The sequence below is a fragment of the Alkalihalophilus pseudofirmus genome (genome assembly GCF_029094545.1).
Lineage (GTDB): Bacteria > Bacillota > Bacilli > Bacillales > Bacillaceae_D > Alkalihalophilus > Alkalihalophilus pseudofirmus.
Genome location: NZ_CP117835.1, coordinates 210539 through 230841 on the forward strand (window position 1 = coordinate 210539; position 20303 = coordinate 230841).

15 protein-coding genes and 1 riboswitch are annotated in these 20303 nt (G+C 41.2%); of the genes, 14 read left to right on the top strand and 1 reads right to left on the bottom strand.

Annotated elements, in window-relative coordinates:
* Position 1: 1 nt before the first annotated feature.
* The 4 genes from PQ478_RS01165 to PQ478_RS01180 all read left to right on the top strand — a co-directional run bounded on the left by PQ478_RS01165 (position 2) and on the right by PQ478_RS01180 (position 3592).
* Entirely contained in the window at positions 2 to 742 is a 741-nt protein-coding gene (locus tag PQ478_RS01165; RefSeq protein WP_289235571.1) for an amino acid ABC transporter ATP-binding protein, read from the top strand.
* A 74-nt stretch (positions 743 to 816) separates the two neighbouring features.
* A riboswitch (SAM riboswitch) is annotated at positions 817 to 924 on the top strand.
* A gap of 142 nt (positions 925 to 1066) precedes the next feature.
* The gene (locus PQ478_RS01170) at positions 1067 to 2080 is read left to right on the top strand and encodes a methionine ABC transporter ATP-binding protein (RefSeq protein WP_289235572.1); all 1014 of its coding nucleotides are present in this window, start codon (positions 1067 to 1069) and stop codon (positions 2078 to 2080) included.
* Positions 2070 to 2735: a methionine ABC transporter permease gene (locus PQ478_RS01175; RefSeq protein ID WP_289235573.1), complete on the top strand. Its 666-nt coding sequence runs from the start codon at positions 2070 to 2072 to the stop codon at positions 2733 to 2735. The genes PQ478_RS01170 and PQ478_RS01175 overlap by 11 nt, the downstream gene beginning before the upstream one ends.
* A gap of 26 nt (positions 2736 to 2761) precedes the next feature.
* Complete coding sequence (locus tag PQ478_RS01180; protein WP_289235574.1) at positions 2762 to 3592, top strand: MetQ/NlpA family ABC transporter substrate-binding protein; 831 nt, start codon at positions 2762 to 2764, stop codon at positions 3590 to 3592.
* A gap of 257 nt (positions 3593 to 3849) precedes the next feature.
* On the opposite strand, the gene PQ478_RS01185 is transcribed toward PQ478_RS01180, so the two are convergent.
* Positions 3850 to 5454 (bottom strand): glutathione ABC transporter substrate-binding protein, encoded by a 1605-nt coding sequence (locus PQ478_RS01185; RefSeq protein WP_289235575.1) that lies wholly within the window; start codon positions 5452 to 5454, stop codon positions 3850 to 3852.
* Between the two features lie 557 nt (positions 5455 to 6011).
* Between PQ478_RS01185 and PQ478_RS01190 the strand changes: the two genes are divergently transcribed.
* The 10 genes from PQ478_RS01190 (at position 6012) to PQ478_RS01235 (ending at position 20219) form a co-directional block, all read left to right on the top strand.
* Positions 6012 to 6902: a nitrilase-related carbon-nitrogen hydrolase gene (locus tag PQ478_RS01190; protein WP_289235576.1), complete on the top strand. Its 891-nt coding sequence runs from the start codon at positions 6012 to 6014 to the stop codon at positions 6900 to 6902.
* Positions 6903 to 7009: 107 nt separating this feature from the next.
* Positions 7010 to 8365: an NAD(P)-dependent oxidoreductase gene (locus PQ478_RS01195; protein ID WP_041822536.1), complete on the top strand. Its 1356-nt coding sequence runs from the start codon at positions 7010 to 7012 to the stop codon at positions 8363 to 8365.
* A 24-nt stretch (positions 8366 to 8389) separates the two neighbouring features.
* The gene (preA, locus tag PQ478_RS01200) at positions 8390 to 9676 is read left to right on the top strand and encodes an NAD-dependent dihydropyrimidine dehydrogenase subunit PreA (RefSeq protein ID WP_289235577.1); all 1287 of its coding nucleotides are present in this window, start codon (positions 8390 to 8392) and stop codon (positions 9674 to 9676) included.
* Between the two features lie 78 nt (positions 9677 to 9754).
* Positions 9755 to 11173, top strand: a complete 1419-nt coding sequence (gene hydA / locus PQ478_RS01205; RefSeq protein WP_012957228.1) for a dihydropyrimidinase — start codon at positions 9755 to 9757, stop codon at positions 11171 to 11173.
* A gap of 185 nt (positions 11174 to 11358) precedes the next feature.
* A complete protein-coding gene (locus tag PQ478_RS01210) occupies positions 11359 to 12828 on the top strand; it encodes an NCS1 family transporter (protein ID WP_289235578.1) in 1470 nt (489 codons plus the stop codon).
* A 14-nt stretch (positions 12829 to 12842) separates the two neighbouring features.
* On the top strand, positions 12843 to 13079 hold the full coding sequence (locus tag PQ478_RS01215; RefSeq protein WP_075683756.1) for a hypothetical protein: 237 nt from the start codon (positions 12843 to 12845) through the stop codon (positions 13077 to 13079).
* A 184-nt stretch (positions 13080 to 13263) separates the two neighbouring features.
* Positions 13264 to 14871 carry a PucR family transcriptional regulator gene (locus tag PQ478_RS01220; RefSeq protein ID WP_012957231.1) on the top strand — a complete coding sequence of 536 codons (1608 nt, stop codon included), beginning with the start codon at positions 13264 to 13266 and terminating at the stop codon, positions 14869 to 14871.
* Positions 14872 to 15050: 179 nt separating this feature from the next.
* On the top strand, positions 15051 to 16514 hold the full coding sequence (locus PQ478_RS01225; protein WP_289235579.1) for a CoA-acylating methylmalonate-semialdehyde dehydrogenase: 1464 nt from the start codon (positions 15051 to 15053) through the stop codon (positions 16512 to 16514).
* A 32-nt stretch (positions 16515 to 16546) separates the two neighbouring features.
* A complete protein-coding gene (locus tag PQ478_RS01230; protein WP_075683758.1) occupies positions 16547 to 17902 on the top strand; it encodes an aspartate aminotransferase family protein in 1356 nt (451 codons plus the stop codon).
* 148 nt (positions 17903 to 18050) lie between these two features.
* The gene (locus PQ478_RS01235) at positions 18051 to 20219 is read left to right on the top strand and encodes a PAS domain-containing sensor histidine kinase (RefSeq protein ID WP_289236921.1); all 2169 of its coding nucleotides are present in this window, start codon (positions 18051 to 18053) and stop codon (positions 20217 to 20219) included.
* Positions 20220 to 20303: the final 84 nt, after the last annotated feature.

A 20303-nucleotide genomic window follows, 5' to 3' on the forward strand; every position in this document is an offset into this window, starting at 1 on the left:
AATGATTAATGTATCTAAGCTTAACAAAAAGTTTGACGAGAATACCGTTTTAGAGTCCATCGACTTTTCGGTTGAGAAGGGAGAAGTGGTTTGTTTAATAGGGCCTTCAGGTTCTGGTAAAACAACGCTTCTTCGCTGCTTAAATGTGTTAGAACTGCCTAATAGCGGTACGATCACAATAGGTGAGAAAAAAATAGAATTTGGAGCAAAGAATGTTTCCAAAAAAGATATAAGTGAGCTGCGTGCTTATAGCGGGATGGTCTTTCAAGGCTTTCATCTCTTTCCGCACAAAACGGTCATGGAAAATATCATAGAGGCTCCTTTAACCGTTAAAAAAGCTAGAAAGAATACAGTTCTTGCAGATGGTGAGAAATTGTTAAGGAAAGTAGGTATGTTTGAACATAAGGATAAGTATCCAGATGCATTATCAGGAGGGCAGCAGCAGCGTGTGGCTATAGCTAGAGCCCTAATGATGAATCCTGATGTCATGTTGTTTGATGAGCCAACTTCAGCACTAGACCCGCAGCTCGTGGGTGAAGTGTTAAGGGTGATTGAAGAACTGGCTAAAGAAGGGCAGACGATGGTAATCGTAACGCATGAAATGAATTTTGCAAAACGAGTGGCTGATAAAGTATTTTTTATGGATGGCGGATTCATAGTAGAGGAAGGTAAGGCAAGAGAGCTGCTTGAACATCCAAAAGAGGCCCGTACAAGAGAATTTTTACAGCTGTTAGGTGAATAAATCATTAACCTATTGACAATTCTTTAATCCTTTATTATGATGAAATAACTTAGAAAATTTGAATAGTTTAAAAACTCTTATCAAGAGCGACCGAGGGACAGGCCCTATGACGTCCGGCAACCTCTAAGTTTATACTTAGTCGGTGCTAAATCCTGCAGAGCTATGGCTCTGAAAGATAAGAGGTGCGATCTTAATTGTCAAACCTCTTTCTGAATAGGAAGAGGTTTTTATTTTTGTTTTTACGGAAGTGGATAAGAACTAGAACCAACGTTTTTATAAAGTTGAGTTTTCAAATAAGATTACTTAGTTTCTGAGGTGGAAATCATGATAGAGATCAAGAATGTCATCAAAGAATATAAAACAAAAAAGGGCCTGATTAAAGGTGTGGATAATGTCAGCCTTGAGATTGAAAAAGGAGAAATTTTCGGGATTGTCGGATATAGCGGGGCAGGAAAAAGCTCACTTTTACGCTGCCTTAACCTAATGGAGAAGCCAACCTCAGGGGAAATTTATGTAGATGGGGTGAACCTAGTCTCATTAAAAGCTAGTAAATTGCGAGAGGCTAGACAGAAAATAGGAATGATCTTTCAACATTTTTATCTCGCATCATCTAAAACGGTATTTGATAATGTCTTTTTCGCCTTAAAGGCTGCTGGAAAATCAAAAGCTGAAAGTGAAAAGAAAGTTCTAGAATTACTTGATTTAGTCGGCCTTTCTGATAAAACGCAGCACTACCCGAGCCAGTTAAGCGGCGGTCAAAAACAGAGAGTCGGTATTGCAAGAGCGCTGGCAAATGATCCAAAGGTTCTCCTTTGTGATGAAGCAACCTCTGCCCTTGATCCAAGCACAACCCAGTCCATCTTAAAACTGTTAAAGAGTATAAACGAAAAGCTAGGTCTTACGATTGTTCTCATCACGCATGAGATGGAAGTGGTAAAAGAGATATGTGACCGAATGGCTGTGATGGAAAACGGGAAGGTCATCGAGCTTGGAAGTGTGTATCAACTGTTTGCTAAGCCAAAAGAAAAGCTGACAAAAGAATTTATCGATGGCGTCATGCAGTTTAAGCTCCCGCAAACATTAATGAACACATGCCAAGGCACAATCATAAAAATTCATTTTCAAGGTGATGTGGCACACGAATCCGTTGTTTCTGATGTATTAAAAGGGTTTGATGTAAAAGGAAATATACTGCACGGGAAAATTGAATACATCAAAGAAGTGCCGCTCGGGGTCTTCATTATGGAACTGATAGGGGACCAAGAAGAGATTAATAAGGTTATCTCTTACTTAGATGAAAAAGCGGTCGGGGTGGAGGTGATCACGAATGACAATTGATACATTTATTCAATTGCTGCCAGAATTAAATAAAGCTTTTATTCAAACAGTCATTATGGTCGGAATCTCCCTTTCCATTGCTATTCTTGTCGGCCTTCCGGTAGGAATTCTACTATATGTCACGGATAAAGGGTTATTTTTAGAAAATATATGGATCAAAAGCATCCTTGGACTGATTGTAAACTTAATTCGCTCGATCCCATTTATTATCTTACTAGTCGCATTAATTCCATTAACACAAGCCATTGTAGGCGGTACAATTGGGCCGGTGGCAGCCTCTGTTTCTTTATCAGTAGCAGCGATTCCTTTCTTTGCAAGATTAGTAGAATCATCGATGCGGAAAATTGATAAGGGGGTAGTTGAAGCGGCTATATCAGTCGGAGCAAGCCCTTGGCTGATTATTAAAGATATTTTATTAACTGAAGCAAAACCAGGAATCGTACAAGGAATTACAATTACAACCATCAGTCTTATCGGATACTCTGCTATGGCCGGGGTTGTCGGCGGCGGCGGGATTGGTGACTTAGCCATTCGTTTTGGCTACTACCGTTATGATGAGGCTGTGATGTTTACAACCATTATCATTTTAATTGTGCTCGTCCAGGTTATCCAATACACGGGTGACTTGATTGCAAAAACAATAGATAAGAGATGAAAATAGGAGAAAAGGGGAGATAAAAGATGAAAAAATTAAAAACGGTATTACTATCAGCATTATTAGTAGGAGCACTAGCAGCGTGTGGTTCGGGGGAAACAGAGGAAACATCAGCTGCAGGGGAAGATAAATCAAAAATCACATTTGGATCAACTGCCGGTCCATACAGTGATATGGTAAGTAAAGCCATCAAGCCTGTGTTAGAAGAAAAAGGATATGAAGTAGAAGTGGTAGAATTTAGTGATTATGTACAGCCAAACATTGCATTAAACAACGGTTCTATTGATGCGAACTTATTCCAGCATAAAATTTACATGGAGAACTTTGCTGAAGAAAATAATATGGAACTTTCAGAAGTGATTGTTGTGCCGACTGCACCAATGGGGATTTATTCTAATAAGTATGACTCTCTGGATGAAATTGAAGAAGGTACGCAAATTGCTATCCCAAATGACCCAACGAATGCTGCTCGTGCCTTTTTAATTCTTGAAGAAGAGGGATTAATCAAGGTCGACCCAGACGTGAATCCACTCGTCATTTCAGAGCGTGATGTCATCGAAAACCCTAAAAATATTGTGTTCCAGCCAATTGAAGCAGGCCAGCTGCCACGAGCTGTAGATTCTGTAGACTTATCAGCTGTACCAGGAAACTTTGCACTCTCAGCTAATATGGACCTTCTTGATGCACTAAAGCTCGAGACTATGCCTGATGAGTATAGAAACCGTGTCGTTGTAAGCACAGAAAATCTTGATCAGTCATTTGTTGAAGATATTAAAGAAGCTGTTGAATCGAGTGAATTTGAAGAAGTGATTGATAGTGAATTTGAAGGCTTTGGAAAACCAGAGTGGATGGAGTAAAAGTCACTTAGAGAAGGCGCTGTAATCAGCGTCTTTTTTGATTATAGAGAGAGGTGAAGATGAGTACTATACAATTTGAAGTTAGTGGTGCATATCTCTTTACACCGGGGATCAATAAGTTTAAACAAACGTTTAATTAATAGAAGTTGAACTATCCATTACAGGGGGAGCATGATGAAGGAAAAGAGTCATACCCTTACACAGCGAGCAATAAGAAAGCTGACTTATGAAATAACATAAGTCAGCTTTTCTACACTTTAACGATTCAATTCTACATCACGTAAGAATAAAGTTGTACTTGGGAACTGCCAGAATCCTTCTACATCATCACGCACACCTGCGATAATTTCAGGGAAGTAAAGGTAGGCATATGGAGATTCTGCAGCTAGTTCATTTTGCGCAGCCTCATAGAAATCTAGGCGTTCCTGATCATCAGTTGCCTCACGTGCTTGTTGTAATAAGGAGTCAATTTCTTCGTTATCAATAAATGAACGGTTGCCAGCAGGACCTTTGTTAGCTGAGTGGAAGACTGGATATAATCCGTAGTCGCCATCAAGTGTAACGGTACCCCAGCTGCCTAAGAACAGCTCAGATTGGCCTTGGCCTGCACGTTCTAAATACGTACCGAATTCATAGGTGTCAATTTCAATGTCTACCCCAATTTCAGCAAGTTGATATTGCAGAGCTTGTGCAAGATCTTGGCGTTCACGATCATCGTCAGTCAAAATGGTTGTTTGGAAACCATCAGGGAAACCAGCTTCAGCTAAGAGTTCTTTTGCTTGTTCAGGATCATGCTCAATACGGTCAATATCATCACTGTATCCGAATACATCCGGCGCAATTGGTCCGTCTGCAATGACTCCAGTGCCATCTAACACCCCATCAATTAATGCTTGCTTATCTACAGCCATATGAAGAGCACGTCTTACATTTACATCGTCAAATGGCTCTACTTCAGTATTGAATCCTAGGTAAACCATACGCGTTGAGTTTGATTGTTGTACAGACGTTTCAGCACCATTTTCTACTCGTGAAACATCACTTGGGTTTACAGGAAATATGATGTCCACGCCGCCAGTTTCAAGCTCGGCAATACGCGTTAAATCTTCTGGGATAACGGTGAAGGTGACAGAGTCAACTTTCGCTTTTTCCTCATGCCAGTAGTCCTCATTTTTTACTAAAGTGACAGATTGTCCAGGGCTGCGTTCTTCAAATTTAAAGTACCCTGTACCAGCTGGTGCTTCATTGACAGTAGAGAAAGGCTGTCCGCCGTTTTCCATTGCCTCATATGAAGCTTCAATTGATTCTAGGCTGATAATGCTTCCGCCTGGGTGAGCAAGATGTGCAGGCAGAGAGGCGAATGGGAATTCCGTTTCAATATGTACCGTATACTCATCTTCTACTGTGACATCCGTAATCATCCCAAATAAGAAAGAGACAGGAGAGGCCACTTCTGAATCACGAACACGATCTAAGTTCGCTTTAACTACCTCTGCATTTAAGTCAGAACCGTCATGAAATGTAACACCTTGACGGATCTTAGCTTCCCACGTCGTGTCATCAATCTGCTCAAAGCTTTCTGCTAAAGCAGGTTGAATGGTAAGGTCTGTTTCCATATGTACGAGTCGGTCATAAATTGTTGAGTTAATAGAGTTTGACACATTCTCGTTGGCACCATGAGGATCAAGTGAGACAGGGTCTGACATAACGGCTACTTTCAGATCGCCTCCTCCTGTACTTTCTCCTGTTTCTCCTCCATCACTAGAAGGATCATTAGAGGGTTCACTGCTGCAAGCAACTAGCCCTGCGCTTAGTACCGATAAAATGGCTGCAGACTTCAAAAATTTTGATAGTTTCTTCATGATTAATCTCCTCTCAGATGAATTAAATAGACAATAACCTACTAAACCTACAAGTAATTGCTAAGAAAACTATAGCTTAATAATGTAGATAAAGTCAATTTAGTATTTTCAAAATAATAAATTTTCTAACAAATTAGCGCACAAAAACTGATCTCTCTATTAATTTCGACATGTTTCACGGGAAACATGTCAATTAAATTGTAATGACTATCAATTCAAGTAGATATATGTTGAAGGATTCTTCTACCACACAAAAGGGATTCAAAAGATCTTTCTGGAATGTTTCATAAGTGAAGACGACAACAAATGTTTAAAGATTGAGAGATAACCTTACATTAATACGAAAAACAGGCTAGCTGCGTGGTAGGATAACGCTCAAGGAAATGTGCTTTTTACAAAATGATAAACAAAAGTATTCAAGGGTTTAACACTTTGTATGATGTATTTGTCCTGACTCACACGTAGAATTAATATTGAAGTCAAACTATTCTAATAATTTCGGTGTGGATCATTTTACTTATTGTGAAATAACTTAACTTTGCTTAGGGGGAATTAAGATGTCAGATCACGTAAAAATTGGACTAATTCAAGCCTCAAATGATGTACACGGCGATGAGCCAGTAGCGGTTCATAAAGAGAAAGCCATTGAAAAGCATATTAAGTTAATTCGTGAAGCTAAAGCAAAGGGTGCTCAAATCATATGTCTGCAGGAAATATTCTACGGCCCGTACTTCTGTTCTGAACAGAAAACAAAATGGTATGAGGTGGCAGAAGAAATTCCGAATGGCCCGACTACACGATTGTTTCAAGATTTAGCAAAGGAACTTGAAATTGTTATTGTTCTTCCAATCTATGAGCGGGAAGGCATTGCTACTTACTATAATACAGCTGCAGTGATCGATGCGGACGGTTCTTATTTAGGTAAATACCGCAAACAGCATATTCCTCATGTAGGTGTCGGGGAAGAGGGTTACGGTTTCTGGGAGAAGTATTACTTTAAGCCAGGGAATATGGGTTACCCAGTCTTTGATACAGCTTATGCAAAAGTTGGGGTTTACATTTGTTATGACCGTCATTTCCCAGAAGGTGCTAGATTACTAGGCTTGAACGGGGCAGAGATTGTCTTTAATCCATCAGCAACTGTTGCTGGTTTATCTGAATACTTATGGAAGCTAGAGCAGCCAGCTCACGCTGTTGCAAATGGCTATTATTTAGGTGCCATCAACCGTGTCGGAATGGAAGCGCCATGGAATATGGGCGAGTTCTACGGACAGTCCTATCTAGTAAACCCTCGCGGACAAATGGTTGCTGTTGCAAGTCGTGATCAAGATGAGGTCATTATTGGTGAAATGGACAAGAAAATGATTCGAGAAGTACGCGATACATGGCAGTTTTACAGAGACCGCAGACCAGAGACATATGATGATATGACGGCTCTTCTCCCTTAAAAAATAACATAAAAGCGTTCTGCATATGATCGTAGCTCATGCAGAACGCTTCCATCTTAACTAGTTTAGATATTAAAGGAGGTCTTTCATTGAGTGAGCAACGTTTAATGTTAACGGTAGAAGACTTAGAAAAGCAGTTTCAAGAGGCTCATCCTGGACTAACAAATAGAGAAGCAGTTGAAGAAGCAAACCGCTGTTTATTTTGCTATGACGCACCCTGTATTACCGCTTGTCCGACAAGTATAGATATTCCTAAATTCATTAAGAAAATCTCCTCTGGGAATATGTTGGGATCTGCTAAAACGATTATGACGGCAAACCCAGTCGGTGCAAGCTGTTCACGTGTATGTCCAACAGAGGAGCTCTGTGAAGGGGCATGTGTCCTAAACCATTCTACTAAGCCGATTATGATTGGCGATTTGCAAAGGTATGCAACTGATTGGGCAATGAAAAATGAACAAGTTCTCTTTAAAGCCGGAAAGAAGAACGGAAAAACGGTTGCGATTGTTGGAGGGGGTCCTGCCGGCTTATCAGCTGCTCGTGAACTAGCTCTTATCGGGTATGATGTCACGATTTATGAAGCTGAAAAAGAAGCGGGCGGGCTGAATACCTATGGCATCGTTTCTTTCCGCTTACCACAGCGCGTGTCATTCTGGGAAGTAGATCAAGTAAAGAGTCTTGATGTAAAGATTAAAACGAATACGCGAATTGGAGAAGATGTTCCTGTATCAGAGCTGGTAGCCAATTATGATGCGGTTGTCCTTGCGATTGGAATGTCTAAGGTGCCGGATTTAGGAATAGAGGGTGAAGAGCTAGATGGTGTTCATGATGCGATTGACTTTGTTAAAGCAACGAAATCAGGCCAGCTGACAGAAGAGTACATCGGTAAAAAAGTAGTGGTCATCGGTGCTGGAAACACAGCGGTGGATGGTGCGACATGTTCTGTTCGTCTTGGCGCAGAAAACGTTAAAATCCTCTACCGCAGAACACTGGCAGAAATGACGGCTTATGATTTTGAATATGAATTTGCAAAGCAAGATGGAGTCGAATTCCGCTGGTTAACTGCTCCTAAGCGTATTATCGGTGATGAGAACGGTAAAGTGAAAGCGATCGAGTGCATCAAAATGGAACTGGGTGAACCGAGTGAAGATGGTCGAAGAAGACCAGTACCTGTAGAAGGGTCTGAGTTTACGTTAGAAGTTGATGCGGTGATTAAGGCAATCGGCCAGACTCGCTATATTGACTTAATCGAGCAGTTTGGATTAGAGCATGACGGCGGAGTTGTAAAGGTAAATATGGAAGACTTTACGACATCGAACGAAAAAGTCTTTGCATGTGGTGATGTGATCTTCGGTAAAGGTCAAGGAGAAGCAATGGTTGTAACAGCGGCAGAACAAGGAAAACAGACAGCATATGCGCTGCACCAAAAACTATCTAAAAACATGCAGGAAGAATCGGCTTAACCCAAATTACGAGGAGGTAGTTGAATGGCTGACTTACGAATTGACTTTGCAGGAATTAAATCCCCGAATCCTTTTTGGCTGGCATCCGCGCCGCCAACAAACTCAGGCTATCAAGTGCAGCGTGCCTTTGAAGCAGGGTGGGGCGGAGCTGTATGGAAGACACTAGGCGACCCTATATTAAATGTATCCTCACGCTTTGCAGCCGTAAGTTTTAACGGGCAAAAGGTTGCTGGCTTTAACAATATCGAGTTAATTACAGACCGTCCGCTAGAAGTAAATTTAAAAGAAATCTATGAAACAAAGAAACGTTTCCCGGATCATGTGATTATTGCCTCACTCATGGTAGAGCCGCGGCAAGAGGCGTGGCATGAGATTGTCAAACGAGTAGAAGATGTTGGAGTAGATGGACTTGAGTTGAATTTCGGCTGTCCGCACGGGATGGCTGAGCGGGGGATGGGTGCTGCATCGGGGCAGGTTCCTGAACTCGTTGAAAAGCAGACGTATTGGGCAAAAGAAGTTGCCCAAACTCCTGTTATTGTTAAGCTTACACCAAATATTACAGATATCACTGTAACGGCAGAAGCAGCTGTTCAAGGCGGGGCAGATGCGGTTAGTATGATTAATACGATTAACAGTTTGGCGGGAGTTGATATTGATTCATGGAATACAGTTCCCCATGTTGCCGGCAAGGGAGCGCACGGCGGCTATTGCGGTCCGGCAGTAAAACCGATTGCGCTGAACATGGTTGCTGAATGTGCGCGTAACCCGCATGTTAATGTACCGATCTCAGGGATGGGCGGTGTCTCCAACTGGGAAAATGCGGTTGAATTTATGCTGATGGGGGCAACAGGCGTTCAAGTGTGTACAGCTGCGATGCACCACGGCTTTAGAATTGTAGAGGATATGTTAGATGGACTGAATAATTACCTTGATGAAAAAGGTATTGAATCAGTTATGGATATTGTCGGAAAATCGGTGACCAATTACTCGGATTGGGGCAACCTTGATCTGAATTATAAAGTCGTTGCACAAATTAATAATGATGTTTGTATCAATTGTAATAAATGCCACATTGCCTGTGAGGATACCTCTCACCAATGTATTGATATGTTAAAGGATGACCAAGGAAACGACATCTTAAAAGTTCGCGAGGATGATTGCGTAGGCTGCAACCTATGTTCGATCGTGTGTCCAGTTGATGGAGCCATTGATATGGTTGAGCTGAAAAATGAGCTGCCTGCCATGACATGGAATGAACGTCAAGCAGCAATCGGGGCAGCGGGTAACTGCAGTATCCCAACTGTAAAATAACAGGCTCATCATGTTGAGTTGACACATACAAGAAACATGAACGAATAAAAGTGAAGAAGGTCAAAGGAGGACTAACGAATGAAGAAGTTGATTAAAAACGGCACGGTTGTAACGGCATCTGAAACGTATGAAGCCGACCTTCTTATTGAAGACGGGAAGATTGCAGCGATCGGTTCAAATCTTTCGGCAAATGGGGCTGAAACAGTAGATGCTAAAGGATGTTATGTGTTTCCGGGCGGAATTGATCCGCACACGCATTTAGAAATGCCGTTTGGCGGCACTGTTTCAAAGGATGATTTTGAATCTGGCACAATTGCTGCAGCTTACGGCGGAACGACGACAGTCATCGATTTTTGCTTGACGAAAAAGGGAGAGCCAATGCAGTCATCCATTGATGAATGGCACGCAAAATCCAAGGACAAAGCAGTGATTGATTACGGTTTCCATTTAATGATTGGTGAAATAAATGATGACGTATTACAAGAGATCCCGAGAGTGATTTCTGATGAGGGAATCACTTCATTCAAAGTCTTCATGGCTTATAAAAATGTTTTCCAAGCTGATGATGAAACACTTTTCAGAACACTTGTTACGGCAAAAGAGCTGGGCGGTTTAGTCATGGTCCATGCTGAGAATGGGGATGTAATTGATTATTTAACGAAACAAGCGATTGAAAAAGGGCAGACAGATCCTATTTATCATGCGCTGACCAGACCACCGGAAGTGGAAGGAGAAGCAACAGGCAGAGCTGCTCAATTAACAGGTCTTGCTGATTCACAGCTGTATGTTGTGCATGTATCATGCAGCGATGCTGTCGAGAAAATTGCGGAAGCTAGACGTAAAGGCTTTGATGTGTGGGGCGAAACATGTCCACAATATTTAGTTCTCGATCAAACGGCATTAGAGAAGCCTAATTTTGAAGGGGCGAAGTATGTGTGGTCACCGCCACTAAGAGAGAAGCACCACCAAGATGTGTTGTGGAATGCTCTTAAAAACGGGGACTTACAAACGCTCGGCTCAGATCAATGTTCGTTTGACTTTAAAGGACAAAAGGAACTAGGAAGAGGTGATTTTACAAAAATACCGAATGGCGGTCCGATTATTGAAGACCGTGTAAGCATCCTCTATTCGGAGGGGGTAACAAAAGGGCGGATCTCGTTAAATCAATTTGTTGATATCACTTCTACTCGTATTGCTAAGTTATTTGGTCTCTATCCACAAAAGGGGACGATTGCGATCGGTGCGGACGCGGATCTTGTCTTGTTTGACCCAACGGTTGAGCGTACAATTTCGGCTGATACCCATCATATGGCGGTCGATTATAACGCCTTTGAAGGAATGAAAGTAACAGGGGAAGCTGTTTCTGTCTTATCTAGAGGGGAGTTTGTTATTCGAGATAAGCAATTTGTCGGATCTCCTGGTACAGGAAAATATGTGAAGAGAGCTAAATACGGTCAAACACTGACCGCTAATGCAGATGAAGTGATATCTAAATAACAAATGAAAAGCGAGCTGCCGCCAGAAGCATTCTATATAGAGAAGCTGGGGAGAGGGAAGCCAGTCACGCATGAACCTTTCTAAAATGATCGTCCATTTATCATAAGATCAACCTACCTGATAATGGCGCGGTTTAACAAAAGTATGACTGCTAGGTTACTAGCACATAAGAGGGGGATCACGTGATGAAGAAAAACTCAAGCTATTTAAAGTCTCCTGACCTGCTTCCGATAACGCATGGCGACCGAAAGATCAGTACATTAGGTTTCGCTATTATCTGGGTAGGTATGGCGGTTGTCTTAGCAGCATTTGCAATTGGTGGAGAAGGGGTTCAATCTTTGCCTCTTGGAATGGTTATTTTAGCCACCATCATAGGATCAATTGCTATTGGACTATGTATGACACTAACCGGTGATATCGGTGTGGAACATGGATTATCATTTCCGGTCTACATGAGGGCACCCTTTGGGACGATAGGTACTCATATTCCATCTCTTATACGAGGATTTGTGGCCTCATGTTGGTTTGGGATTAACACCTACTTTGGTGCAACGGCCATGAATGGAATCTTGTTTGTTTTAACCGGCTTTGATAACTGGTTTGTTTGTTTCTTATTCTTTGCTACGATTCAGGTCATCAATACGGCCCTTGGAATTAAAGCAGTAGAACGTTTTGCAGATCTTGCAGCACCGATCATTATTATTATATCTGCATGGATGTACACTACCTTATCAGACCAGGCTTTGGCTGCAGGGCGTGACGTGTGGAGCTGGATTGAAAGTCCGGTAACAGGCGGAGCAGCCGTTACAGCTTTTGCCATTGTCATCATGAGTAACATGGGCTTTTGGGGGACGCTTGCGGCAGATATGCCATCTATTTCAAGATTTATTAAAGCGCCAAAACTTGAGAGAAATTGGTTTAAACGCAACAAAGGACAAATTGTGGGCAGCTTAATCACACTGCCAATTGTCCAGACGTTTATGGTAGTGATTGGTGCGGTGTCCTTCATCGCCGTATCCAATTATGATCCGGTAATCGCTCTTCAAGAAGCGGCAAGCGGTATCGTTCTTGGTGTCCTTCTCTTAATGATTGTCTTTGCTCAATGGTCTACGAATATATCTGCAAACCTTGTTCCTGCAGCAACGATTTTCTCAAATGTCGGAGGCCCTAAGCTTCCATTCTGGACAGGGGTAGTAGTAGCCGGTTTAATCGGTGTGCTAGTGCAGCCATGGAGTTTATTTGGGATTATTATTCCGGCGCTTCTTATAGTAGGAGGGATCTTATCGGCGATCGTTGGAATATTAGTAGCAGATTATTATTTCATTCGTAAGCGTCGTGTAAATGTAGTTGATCTTTATAAAGAGGATGGTCAATATCACTACTGGAAGGGTCTGAATCTTGCTGGACTAATTTCCTGGGTTCTTGGCGGAGGTGCAGCTTACTTCATTCAAACGTATTCTTTTGCTGTTGGTTTTGTTGTCGGAGCTGCCGTGTATTATGTTCTTGCGAAGTACTGGTGGTTTGAAAAATATCAGCAAGCCGAGCTGAACGATCCAAGTGATGAGAAGTATTTAGGGATCACGGTGGGCAGAGATTGGATTATAGAGGATGATGATGAGAAAGAACAAACAGCCAAAACAGCACAAAATGCATAGAGAGGGGACCGTTTATGTCTGACTATCAAGAATACTTGGCCGAGAGGGATGAAATCGATTATTTGATCCAGCAAGGCTATGTAATTAAAGGAGTTACAGAAAATCTAAGCGGCGCTTTTGTAGAGTTTGAACTGCCTGCCCCAGGCATGAGCCGTGGTCAGCAGCAATATGAACGTCTTCATATTAAGACAGCGGATGCGAGAAAATACTTTTCTGTTCTCTTATTAAAGCAAGCTCAAAAAACCGGTTAAATAGCAAGCTGTACTGAGATCACTCATCTTAGTACAGCTTTTTTTATTTAGGGAGGTTTTCTTACATATCATTTTTAGAGTGAGGCAGGAGATAGTGGACGAGTTATAGAAGTAAGTACAACCTAGATTAATATCGTAATGTTTACTGATTTCTCTACTCTTTAGAAGAGGTGATATTTAGATAATGAAATCGTATATATCAATTGAAGAGATTGTGAAACGGAAGCATTTTGACCATATTGAAGTGGTGGCGGGAGCTTTAGGGCTTGATCGTTTAGTCAAGTGGGTCCACGTAGTAGAAGTCGTACAAATTAAAAACCTTTTAAGAGGTCATGAATTAATTTTAACAACAGGACTCGGCTTTAAAGATGATCCCTCTTTATTTGTGCAATTTGTTAAACAATTGATTGATTGCGAAGCTGCAGGTCTATGTATTGAAATCGGCACAAACACATCCACGATCCCTCCAGATGTTATTGAAATAGCAAATACTCACCAATTTCCTATCATTGTATTTAATCAAGAAGTTCCTTTCGTAGAAATTACACAAGATATCCATTCAACGCTTATCAATAAACAATACCAAGTCATATCAGATCTTGAACATTACTCTCAGCAGTTAAATAAGAAGCTCTTAGAAATAAGCGAATATGATGAAATTTTAACATTTTGTCAAATGTACTTAGATGTACAAGTCGTAGCAAGGTTTAATGAGAAAGACCTTAAATTCTATCCTGAACCTCCTAAAGGAAGGAGGAAACAGCTGTATAAATTAGCAGAAGAGGCTGCTATGGATAAACAGTCCAAAGTAGCAAAACAACCGGTCATGTTACTAGGAAATCAATATGCAGAAGTAATGATTATTTCAAAAGACCGTGATTTAACGGAATATGATTTTTTAATTTTAGACAGAACCGTAACAGCCCTAGCTCAACAGCTCCTTAGAACGATGTATGTGGAAGAAAGAAAAAATGCCGAGGAGTCACAGTGGATGTTAGATTGGCTGGAAGGCTCACATAGAGAGGCCGTCATTGATGAACATCTCGCTTCCCTTGAACCGGGCTTAAAGCTTAACGGGGCAGTGGTGTGTGTGTGTAAATACCAGCCGGCAAGGCATGGTGCAGATACCGATTGCACCTATTTAAAATTATGGATCCGTACCGTTTTTGAGCAGTATGGCTTTCATTTATTTACGATTGATGTCAGGCAGGACCTAGTATTGATTTTAGGGAATAAAAGGGCTGGTGATGATTGGAAAGAACGAGCCAAAGAAGCGTTTGAGCGAGTTAGAGCACAAGAAGGCACAGGTGGGAAAAGTGTTTCTTCCTACAGATTTGGGGTGGGAAAATACATTTATCAGCTTGAGGATGTAAATGTTAGCTACAAAACAGCAAGGGAAGCGCTGCTGCTTACTAATAGAGCACATCATAAAGAGATGAGCATGTTTTATGATGACCTTCATTTATACCGTATCTTATCGGTCATTCACCAGCATGCAAACCTTGATGAAATCGTTAGTGATTACTTAGCGCCGGTCATTGAATATGATAAGCGATATAATGGACAATTGCTTGAAACGCTAAAAGCCTATTTAACATGCAGCGGGTCTAAGCAAGAGACAGCTAAACGATTATTTATTGTACGGCAAACGTTATATCATCGGATTGAAAAGCTCGAAAAGCTTCTTGGATCTGACTTTATGGAAGCGGAGAAAAGGCTGGCACTTGAATTTATGCTTCTTGCAAAAGATTATTTAAATGTTGAAGAACAGCTGCAAAAGCGGACAGTTTAATCACTTTTATTTGCACTCCTTAAATGGGGTGTATTTTTTATTTGGCTGATGATCATTATGTGGAAAAATTTATGGTGCTTATTTGACACAATGTCTAATGCAACCGCAAGCCTTATAACAGATAATAGAAGCATGGATCAAATAGTGTGAAAATTAAAACGATTGAGGGGGAGACAGGCATGGCTGTACTAAAAAAATCAACTGAGCTTAAAAACTATATTAATGGTGAATGGGTTGCATCAAATGGGAAAGACACTCTTGAGGTGCCCAATCCAGCGACAGGTGAAATTCTTGCTTCTGTACCCATCTCGACAAAAGAAGATGTGGATCAAGCAGTAAAGGCAGCTAATGTAGCATTCAAAAAATGGAAAAACGTTCCTGTGCCAAAGAGAGCGAGAATCTTATTCAAATACCATACGCTTTTAACTGATCAGCATGAAGAGCTTGCAAAGCTGATTGTACAAGAAAATGGGAAAGCATTTAAAGAGGCATACGGAGAAGTTCAGCGCGGGATCGAATGTGTAGAGTTTGCCTCTGGGGCGCCAACATTAATAATGGGTGAAACCCTCTCAGGAATCGCTGAAGAAATTGATTCAGAAATGTTTCGTTACCCGCTAGGAGTAGTAGGAGGTATCACGCCATTTAACTTCCCAATGATGGTGCCATTATGGATGTTCCCGCTGGCTATTGCTTGTGGTAACACTTTCGTATTAAAGCCGTCTGAGAGAACGCCATTACTCGCAAATAGATTAGTAGAGCTTTTTACAGAAGCTGGTGCGCCAAAAGGGGTATTAAATGTGGTACACGGGGCTCATGATGTCGTAAATGGTTTACTGGATCATGAAGATGTAAAAGCCATTTCTTTTGTAGGGTCACAGCCGGTTGCTAAGTATGTCTATCAGCGTGCCGCAGCCGAAGGGAAACGTGTTCAAGCTTTATCTGGAGCGAAAAACCATCATATCGTGATGCCTGATGCAGATATGGAAAAAGCAGCTCAGCATATTATCAGCTCGACATTTGGAAGCGCAGGACAACGCTGTATGGCTTGTAGTGCGGTTGTCGTAGTCGGCGATAATGATAAATTTGTGAACCTGTTAAAGAAAAAAGCAGATGAGCTGACAATTGGAAGCGGTCTTGAAGAGGATGTACTTTTAACACCAGTTATTCGTGATTCTCATCGTGAGAAAGTGCTTGGCTATATCCATAAAGGGGTAGAAGAAGGCGCCTCTTTAATCCGCGATGGACGTAAGGAAATGGATGAAATAAAAGAAGGAACATTTTTAGGGCCGACGATCTTTGATCATGTCACGCCGGATATGACAATTGCAAAAGAAGAAATTTTTGCACCGGTTTTAAGTCTCCTTCGTGCAGAAGATCTTGATGGAGGACTTGAATATATCCGCAAATCCCGCTACGGAAACGGGGCAACTCTTTATTCCAAAGATGCGGCATCTGTAAGAAAGTTCCGTGAAGAGGCAGATGCAGGTATGCTCGGAATTAATGTAGGGGTACCAGCAACGATGGCCTTCTTCCCATTCTCAGGCTGGAAAGATTCATTCTATGGTGATTTGCATGTAAACGGAAAAGATGGAGTGAACTTCTTCACACGTAAGAAGATGATCACGTCACGTTTTGACTTTTAATTGATGAACTAAAATAGGAAGGGGGAGGTCACTTGGAGAAGACGAATCAAAAGTTGGATATGAAAGCAGCTGATGAGAAGTACCTTTGGCATTCCATGAAGCCTTATAACCCTAACGCTACGATGGTAGTGAAAAAAGCAAATGGAGCATGGGTGACAGATAGTGATGGCAATCAGTATCTAGATGGGATGGCTGGTTTATGGTGTGTAAATGTCGGCTACGGGCGTACAGAGCTTGCTGAAGCTGCTTATGAGCAATTAAAAGAACTCGCTTATTTTCCATTAACTCAGAGTCATGAACCCGCTATTAAACTAGGTGAAAAGTTAAATGAAATGCTTGGCGATGATTATGTCATTTTCTTTTCCAATAGTGGTTCAGAAGCTAATGAAGTAGCTTTTAAAATTGCTAGACAGTATCATCAGCAGCGCGGTGAAGGCTCGAGATATAAATTTATCTCTAGATACCGCGCCTATCACGGCAACTCGATGGGGGCACTAGCTGCAACAGGTCAGGCACAGCGCAAGTATAAGTATGAACCGTTAGCGCCTGGTTTCATACATGTTCCTCCTCCTGACATGTACAGAAGGCCTGAAAATGAAACAGCTGAGCCGCGTTCTTTAACGTCTGTAAGTGATATAGAGCAGGCAATGACGTGGGAATTAAGTGAAACCGTAGCGGCTGTTATTATGGAACCAATTATCACGGGCGGAGGAGTATTAGTTCCCCCTGAAAATTATATGAAAGGTGTGAAGGAGGCTTGTGAAGCTCACGGAGCCCTTCTTATCTCAGATGAAGTCATCTGCGGTTTCGGACGCACAGGAAAGCCGTTTGGGTTCCAGCATTACGGGGTGCAGCCGGATATTGTTACAATGGCTAAAGGAATCACAAGTGCCTATTTACCGCTGTCAGCAACAGCGGTGAAGCGAGAAATTTATGAAGCATTTAAAGGCACAGAAGAGTACGAATACCTAAGGCACGTAAACACGTTTGGCGGCAGTCCTGCGTCATGTGCACTCGCTCTAAAGAATTTAGAGATTATGGATAAAGAAAAATTATTCGATCGTTCAGCTGAGCTCGGTAATCAGATGAGAGCGGATCTTCAAACGTTACTGCAAACTAACCCATATGTCGGTGATGTCAGAGGCAAAGGGATGCTAATTGGTATTGAATTAGTAAAAGACAAGAGTACTAAAGAACCTCTTGATGTACAATTAGTCAACCAGGTGATTGGAACCTGCAAAGATAAAGGCCTCATCGTAGGGAAGAATGGAGCAACTGTAGCAGGATTCAATAATGTTCTCACGCTCTCGCCTCCATTATCCATCGAAACAGAAGATATCCGTTTTATTATTGAGACGGTTAAAGATGCATTAAACGGATTAAATTAACCTAAATAAAAGGACAAAAGAAACGAGAGGTCACTCGATAGACCTCTCGTTTCTTTATTTGGTATTAATATCCATGATTTGTTGTGTTCAGGCAGCACATTTATCTTATATAATAAAAATATAGACAGATTCATGGAGAATGGTTGTGATGATCGTGCCGGAGCCAAAAGATCTAGTAAAAGATGAACTCTTTCTCTCGTGGTTTTACCAAACGAGTGATAGTGTGTTTATTTGCAGAAATACAGATAAAGAGATCCTGCTAACCGCATACAACCAGCCAGCAGAAAAATGGGTAGCCGAATTTTTCATGCATGGTAAGAATGGCTTTGTATGTAAGGAAAATGAGTTTGAGCGCACGTGTAAAAATGCATTTAAAACTCTGAAAAAAGTGTCTTTTTCGTTTTCTCTTGAAGATAAAGGGATTTTAACGGTAAGCTGCAGCCCTGTTTATGTAGAAGAGATGAAAGAATGGGTCGTTTTAATTGTTGGGAAAAATAAGCAGAATTTAATCGGCTCCTATAATGCTTCCTTGCTCACTTACTTATCAAATACGGAAGATGCGGTATTAGTTCGTGATGTTAACGGAACAATCACATTTGTAAACATTGCTTTTACGGACATGTTTGGCTGGAAAAGTGAAGAAGTGTTAGGGAAAAAAGTATTTGAAATTAATATTCTTCCTGTCTCTTTAATTGAAGAATCCTCTAGAATTAACGAAATGTCTTTGAGGGGCTCGAGCTATTCCCATATTACTACTCAAAGATTAAGAAGAGGCGGGGAATTATTTGATGTCTCCATTACGTATTCCTACGTGACAGATGTAGACGGGGAAATTGTTGGTTCATTAAGTGTCTTTCGTGATATGTCTGAACAAAAAAAGATTGAATCCCTGCTGCGGGAAAGCGAAGAGAGATATCGAAAGCTAGTCGACCTTTGTCCTTTGCCGATTTTTGTTCATCAAGAGGGGACGGTTCAATATGTGAATCATGCGGCCCTTACCTTAATGGGGACGGATGATGAATCCAAATTAATAGGCAAATCCATCTATTCGTTTGCTAACATGGAGCATCATGCTGAAATAAAAAAACGCTCTACAGATGTACACCAGGAACCGGTTCAAGGTAAAAGTGAATACACTATTAAAACGTTAGATCAACAATATAAAATTATCGAGGCAATGGTTACGTCAATAAGCATAAGAGATAACAAGGTGAATCTTGTGCTGCTAAATGATGTAACAGAAAAGAAAAGGCAGGAAGAAGCGTTGCGTGAAAGTGAAAAGCGCTATCGCTTAATTGCTGATAACTCCTATGACCTTATTTCGATAATAGACCGCAATGGGGTTGGCAAGTATATCTCGCCATCTCATGAAAGGCTGCTTGGCTATAAAGAAAGTGAGCTGATAGGAGATACAGCAACCTTGAGAATCCATCCTAATGACAGGGATCATACTTATGAAACCTTTCAAAGGGTTTTGGAAACAAAAGAACAGCAACGAATGGAGTACCGGATGTATCGTAAGGATGGAAGCACCATTTGGATCGAATCCATTTTAAGGATGTTTGATGAAGGAGAACAATCAGACATCTTAATAGAAAGCCGTGACATTACCGAGCGGAAAGAAAATGAAAAAATGATTCGCAGGTTAGACAAGCTATCTGTAGTTGGACAGCTTGCAGCAGGAGTGGCTCACGAGATCCGAAATCCATTAACATCGATAAAAGGTTTTCTTCAATTATATCAAGAACAAAATGTCGAGAAAAAAGATAATCATTACTGGGAGATTATTTTTTCTGAATTAAATAGAATTGAAGAGATTATCAATGAGTTTATGGTCCTCGCCAAACCGCAAGAAGTGGATCGAAAAAGCATTCCAATTCAAGATCTGCTTTCTCATACGATTGTCTTATTCCAATCTGAGGCCCATTTAAATAATATTGAAATCGACGTCATCTATGTAGAGACAGAGCAGATGTCCATCTATGCAGTAGAAAATCAGTTAAAACAAGTATTCATCAATTTATTGCGTAACGCTATAGAAGCCATTAAGCCCCAAAAGGGCAAGATACGAATTAAAGTTGAAAGCTGCTATGGAGAGGAAAGGGTTAGATTTAGATTTATTGATAACGGTCCAGGTATTCCAAAAGATCGTCTTGCTCATTTAGGAACGCCTTTTTATACGACAAAAGAAAAGGGGATCGGGCTTGGGTTAACAATCAGTCAAAAGATTATCCATGAACATAAGGGTGATTTTAGGATTCGCAGCGGATACAAAAGAGGGACGTTGATTGATATTATTTTGCCGCGCTATAACTAAATATACAATTAAGGTATTTGAGAAGTTCCTCAAATGCCTTTTTTTATGGGGAAATTCCACATTTTTCTATATTCTCAGCTTGTT